Below are 5737 nucleotides of genomic sequence, written 5' to 3' on the forward strand. Positions count from 1 at the left end.
GCAAGAAAGGCTTTGATGATGATCACTTATGTCGATCATGATGTGGCCTTTTACGAAAGGCTTTGCGAGTACAGCTTTACGGTGAAAGTGTCTGTTCCAGACACAGTGAGGGTTTTCTTAAGAACAGGAGATGTTCTGAAAACAGCCGACTCGATGAAAAAGAGCGAAGAGGAGGTATTCAAAGAGATTCTCGAGTTCGAGCGAAGCTCTCTCATTTCCCCAAGGATTCCCGTGGAGGCCTTTTTGCTACTGAAGGAGGGCTGAAATTGCCGGACATCATGTTCCTTATCGTTCCTTCCAAAAGGTCACACATAAAGATAGCACGTTCTGTCATGCGTGATTTTTTGTTTCTCAACGGTTCCCCGAACAGTGTGGTCATGGATATGGAGATAGTCCTGGGAGAGATTCTTGCGAACGTGATCAAGCACACCTACAAAGGAGATGAAACAAAAAAGGTCATCGTGAGTTATGTGATGAAGGATAGTGTCTTCTACATTCTCGTGAGGGACTTTGGAGAGCCCGTGGATCCCTCCAGGTTGAAGCCTCTTCCTCCCGATCTGGAAAATCCCAGGGAAGGAGGGTATGGCCTTTACATAATCCATCAAGTAGCAGACGAATTCAGGGTACGGCCTCTCAACATAGGTAATCTCACCATCGTCAGGAAGAGTCTGAGGTGACATGATGATCGTGAACGTCGTCGGAGCAGGGCTTGCAGGGTCGGAAGTTGCGTACAACCTCGGAAAGAGGGGTATAAAAGTCCGTCTCTACGAGATGCGGCCAAAGAAGATGACCGAGGTGCACAAAACGGGGTACTTCGCAGAACTCGTCTGTAGCAATTCCTTTAAATCGGAAGAGATAACGAACGCCGAAGGGCTTTTGAAAGCCGAGATGAAGATGATGGGGTCCGTGGTCCTCGATGTGGCAGAAAGGACACGCGTTCCTTCTGGAAAGGCCCTGGCTGTGGATAGAACCGCTTTCGCAAGAGAAATCACAAAAATCATAGAAAGCGTGGAAAATGTTGAGATCGTGAGGGAAGAAGTCATTGGTTTCGATCCCGCTGAAGATATATGGATAGTGGCAACAGGGCCGGCTACTTCGAAGGGGCTTCTTTCTTTTCTGGAGGAACTTCTGGGGGAAGACTTTATGTTCTTCTTCGACGCTGTCTCTCCAATTGTGAGTTTCGAATCCATTGACATGAATCGGGCTTTCTGGGGGGACAGGTTTGGAAAGGGAAACGATTACATAAACTGTCCTCTCACTCAGGAGGAGTACGAAGAACTCTGGAAGGCGCTCGTTGAAGCCGAGGTCATCGAAATGGAAGACTTCGACAGGAAACTTCTCTTCGAGCGTTGCCAGCCTGTTGAGGAAATCGCGCGGAGTGGAAAGGATGCCCTGAGATACGGCCCTCTGAGGCCGACGGGGTTGATAGATCCGCGAACCGGCAGGGAACCGTACGCTGTGGTTCAGCTTCGTCGTGAAGACAGAGAAGGAAAATTCTACAGTCTCGTTGGGTTTCAGACTAGACTGAAATGGGGGGAGCAGAAGAAAATCATCCAGAAGATCCCCTGCCTGAAAGATGCAGAGATCGTTCGGTACGGTGTGATGCACAGAAACGTCTATCTCAATTCCCCCAAGGTCCTCGATCTTTTCTTTCGTTTGAAAGAACACCCCAACGTTTTCTTCGCCGGGCAGATCACCGGTGTGGAGGGATACATGGAATCAGCTGCGTCTGGAATCTACGTGGCTTACAACGTATACAGGATCTTGAAGGGTCTTCCCCCATTTCGCCTTCCAGAGGAGACCATGATGGGAGCGCTCTTCGGTTATATAATAGAGAAGGTCGAGGGTGATCTGAAGCCGATGTACGCAAACTTCGGGCTGCTGCCTCCTCTTCCCGTTCGGGTTCGAAACAAGTTCGAGCGCCGGAAACTCTTCGCGGAAAGAGCCATGAAAGCAATGAGAGAATTTCTGGGAAAGAATCCCTGGTGAAGCGAGGGGGTAGGGGTGAAGGTGGAGTTCACTGTCTCGGAAGACAGAATGCAGGCCTACGCTGTCATAAGGAAGGAAAGACCGAACGAACCACCTCTATCGAAAGAGGAATTCTTGAGTGCGCTGTACTCCGCTGGGATAAGATACGGGATAAGAGAAGAGATAATCGATGATCTCATCAGATCTCCTGTTTACAATACTCCGGTTCTGATTGCAGAGGGTACTCCGCCCATTGATGGAGAAGATGGAAAGGTGGAGCTGTTGAAGAAGGTAACGGAAGTTGTCCAGAGCGATGGTAGGGTCGATCTCAGAGAGATTCCCGCAAAGCAAAGAGTCATCGTTAAAAGGGGAGAAGTGATCGCACGTATCGTACCACCTACTTCCGGCAAAGAAGGAAAGGATGTTTTCGGAAATCCTGTAAGACCAAAGCCGGGAAAAATGCCGGAATACCATCTTGGATACAACGTGGCCATGAAAGACAACGAGATCATTGCTACAAAGAGTGGTATTCTGACAGTTGAATCGAATGGAACAATACATGTGAATGATACTCTGGAAGTAAAAGCAGTCGACTACTCCACTGGAAACATAGACTTTCCGGGCAAAGTGGTCATCAAAGGCGATGTGAAACCAGATTTCGTTGTTAGGGCTCAGGAAGACATCGTAGTGAAGGGAGTTATAGAGGCAGCAACAGTTGTTTCCTTCGCCGGGAGCGTTACAGCGGGTGGTATAAAAGGAAGAGAGAAAGCCTTTGTGAAAGCAAAGAAAACGATCAAAACGGTCTTCATAGAAAGCGCAGAAGTGGAAGCCGAAGAAGTGGCAGTGGAAAAGAACATAGAGAATTCCACCGTCAAGGCCCACAGTGTGACGGTGACGGGAAGTAAAGGCAGTATAAGGGGAGGGGTGACGATCGCTCGAGTCAAAGTTGAAACTTTTCAGCTCGGCTCTCCCATAGGAATCAAAACGAGAGTAGAGGTGGGCGTTGATCCAGAAGTGAACGAAAAAATAAAGATCATCTCTGCTCAGGTCTCACTCGATAAGGCCAACGTTCAAAAGCTCACCAAGGTCCTGGTCGAGCTCAGAAAAATGCAGAGCACTCTCAAGGACAAATTTCCTCCCGACAAGGAGGCCCTCCTGAACAAGGTGAGCAACACACTGATAAACCTCAGAGATTCCATACAGAAGAACGAGCAAGAGCTCAGAAGATTAAACGAGATAGCAGAAGAAATGGCGAAGAACGCTGCAGTTGTTGTGAAAGAAGTTGCTTATCCGGGGGTTGAGATCGTTATGTTCAATAGAGTGTTTCACGTGGAAAAGGAGCTCACAAGGGTAGTTTTCTACTACAGAGACGGCGAAATAAGGGTGGGAGGTTACTCAGAATGACGCTGAAAGTTCTTCCTAAACTGAGAAAGCAGATCTGGGGTAGTCATCGCCTCGGCAGAATGTTCGGATCGGAAGAGAAAATAGGCGAAGTGTGGCTTCTCTCGGGACATCCTCTGTTTATCACGGAAACAGAGGAAAAACTGGATCTCAACAGGGATATGAAAAGAATCCTTGGGAAAACCTTTCCTCGTTTTCCCCTTCTCGTAAAACTCATCTCTGCTGAAGACTGGCTCTCGGTACAGGTACATCCGAACGACGATGAAGCTCAAAAGTTGGAAAAAGAGCCCTGGGGAAAGACAGAGGCGTGGTACTTCGTGGAGGCCGGTCAGATAGCCATTGGAGAAGACCCTGAAAAAATCAAAGAAGCGTTCTCGAAGGGAAACTGGGATGAGGTCTTGAGAAAAGCAGAGATCTCATCGGGAGCCTTCGTCTTCCTCCCGGCGGGAACAGTACATGCGCTGGGACCCAGCGGTTTCCTCGTGGAAGTTCAACAATCTTCAGACCTCACGTACAGGGTCTACGACTGGGGGCGAGGCAGAGAGCTCCACATGGAGAAAGCTTTCAAGGTGATGAAAAGAAGAAGGCTTGGAGATCTTCTGATAAAGGAATTCGAGGAGTTCGAGTGCGAATATTTCAAGGTGAGAAAGACAAGAAAAGAAATCCTGAAAGGTTTCTGCGCAGTCGTTGTTCTTGAAGAGGGGAAGTTCGACGGGAGAAAAGCGGAACCCTTTGAAACGTTCATCGTTCCGGAGGGAGAGAGTGCCTATTTGGACACGCTCGCTCTTGAGATCAGACTCGGCAGTTTCTTCGAAAGATGGGGTGAGAGAACATAAAGAGGGTGTTCATAAGCGATCTTCATATAGGGGACGGCTCTGCCAAGGATGATTTCTTTTTCGATGATGAGCTTTCAGATTTTCTGGAAGACATTCTGAATGAAAAAGAAGTGGAACTCTTCATCGTAGGAGACGGCTTTGAAATCCTTGAAAGCCGCATTGTGAAGGAACTGGGGCTTGTCCCCTTTGATGAGGTATTGAAAAGCCTCGATGACACTGTAGTGGATGAGATAGAGAAAAAACACGAAAAGATCTTTGAAACGCTGAAAAAGTTTGCAAAAAGGCACACCATTTACTATGTGGTGGGAAACCACGACTATCATATTCTCAAAAACGAAAAACTGCAGAGAGCCTTGAAGGAGAGATTTGAGCGTTTTGAGATCCTACCCTACTACTACGATGAAAAAACAAAGCTACTTGTTCTTCACGGAAACCAGTTTGACGTCATAAATCGTTTCTCTCTGGACAGGAGAAGTGGTAAGATCGTTCCACCTCTTGGGGATTTCATCGTGAGGTACATGATGGTAAACTTTGACGAAAACGTCATAAACTTTGCCCCAAAAGAGGTAGTTCGAGACTACGACAATGTAAGACCGCTCCTTGACGTCTTTCACTGGTTCGAGCACGTTACGGAGATCTACGATATCGGTGTGGATCTAGTGGAGCTCTGGTTGAAAAGCTTTCTGACTATGTGGAGGACGAATGAAGCAAAAAGATGGCTGAAAAACAACTTTCCAAGGACTCACTGGCTCTCCAAGCTGTTTGTGAACAGGTTCGGTGGTGTAGAGATAGGCAGGATGCTCGTGAGAACGGTTTACACGTTCAGAAAATTTCGCAGGGTTGATTACCTTCAAAAATGGGCCAGGATTGTGCTGAAAGGGAATCGAAAGTGGAAGAACTTCATGGTGGGCTACGGTGAAGGGTTGGACAGGGTAGAAAGAGTTGATATACTCGTAATGGGGCACGTTCACCATTTCACCTACAAGATAATTCCCACGCCTGTCGGAAAGAAACTGTACGTGAACTGTGGCAGCTGGAGACCCGTTCTGGAAAAGATCGGCATAAAGAGAAAACACGGCTTTCACAAAAAGGCCGAACTTCCAAAAATAATGATGGATTTTTCGGATGGTAAAGTTGAGGTGAGGACATCGATTACGAACGTGATCGGAAAGATCTGAGGGGGGAGAGCTTATGATCTCCAACCCCGTTTTGGGCTACAAACTGGATCCTGGAGAGCCGGGAATCCCGTACTCTGCTCCTGCAAGCCGCAGCGTGCTCCGCGTTCTTTCCCAGGAGATATCGAACTTAGTGGCTTTCAAGAAAGAGGCTCTCAGAGAAGGTGGGTACGTCATATACAGCAACATAGCCCTGGATATGAGAAAGCGGGGGTCTTTCCTTGCAGCGATCGCGGGACGAACACAAGTTTACATCTACACACCAGCCGACCAGAACACGGGAAAGACGAGTGAGCTTCAGGATAAACAGGAGGAGATAGAAAGAAAGATCCTGGAGCTTCAAAGGTGTCTTGACCA

At 47.9% G+C, this 5737-nt stretch carries 7 protein-coding genes; all 7 read left to right on the forward strand.

Annotation, left to right across the window (positions count from 1 at the left end; genetic code table 11):
- On the forward strand, positions 1-264 hold a 264-nt coding region (locus tag J7K79_RS07820; protein ID WP_296907229.1), incomplete at its 5' end, for a DUF4940 domain-containing protein.
- Positions 265-266: 2 nt separating this feature from the next.
- A complete protein-coding gene (locus J7K79_RS07825) occupies positions 267-677 on the forward strand; it encodes an ATP-binding protein (RefSeq protein WP_296907231.1) in 411 nt (136 codons plus the stop codon).
- 4 nt (positions 678-681) lie between these two features.
- Positions 682-1989: a methylenetetrahydrofolate--tRNA-(uracil(54)-C(5))-methyltransferase (FADH(2)-oxidizing) TrmFO gene (gene trmFO / locus J7K79_RS07830; protein WP_296907233.1), complete on the forward strand. Its 1308-nt coding sequence runs from the start codon at positions 682-684 to the stop codon at positions 1987-1989.
- Between the two features lie 15 nt (positions 1990-2004).
- A complete protein-coding gene (locus J7K79_RS07835; RefSeq protein ID WP_296907235.1) occupies positions 2005-3372 on the forward strand; it encodes a FapA family protein in 1368 nt (455 codons plus the stop codon).
- The gene (locus tag J7K79_RS07840; protein ID WP_296907237.1) at positions 3369-4205 is read left to right on the forward strand and encodes a type I phosphomannose isomerase catalytic subunit; all 837 of its coding nucleotides are present in this window, start codon (positions 3369-3371) and stop codon (positions 4203-4205) included. Before J7K79_RS07835 ends, J7K79_RS07840 begins: the two co-directional genes overlap by 4 nt.
- A 5-nt stretch (positions 4206-4210) precedes the next feature.
- Positions 4211-5383 carry a metallophosphoesterase gene (locus J7K79_RS07845; protein WP_296907239.1) on the forward strand — a complete coding sequence of 391 codons (1173 nt, stop codon included), beginning with the start codon at positions 4211-4213 and terminating at the stop codon, positions 5381-5383.
- A 13-nt stretch (positions 5384-5396) separates the two neighbouring features.
- Positions 5397-5737: hypothetical protein (locus J7K79_RS07850; protein ID WP_296907241.1), on the forward strand; the 341-nt coding region annotated here is incomplete at its 3' end.

It is taken from the genome of Thermotoga sp. (assembly GCF_021162145.1).
Lineage (GTDB): Bacteria > Thermotogota > Thermotogae > Thermotogales > Thermotogaceae > Thermotoga.

Excerpts from the sequence above, each read along its gene's own strand:
- trmFO (WP_296907233.1), top strand. The coding sequence starts at position 682 with ATGATCGTGAACGTCGTCGGAGCAGGGCTTGCAGGGTCGGAAGTTGCG.
- J7K79_RS07840 (WP_296907237.1), top strand. The coding sequence starts at position 3,369 with ATGACGCTGAAAGTTCTTCCTAAACTGAGAAAGCAGATCTGGGGTAGT.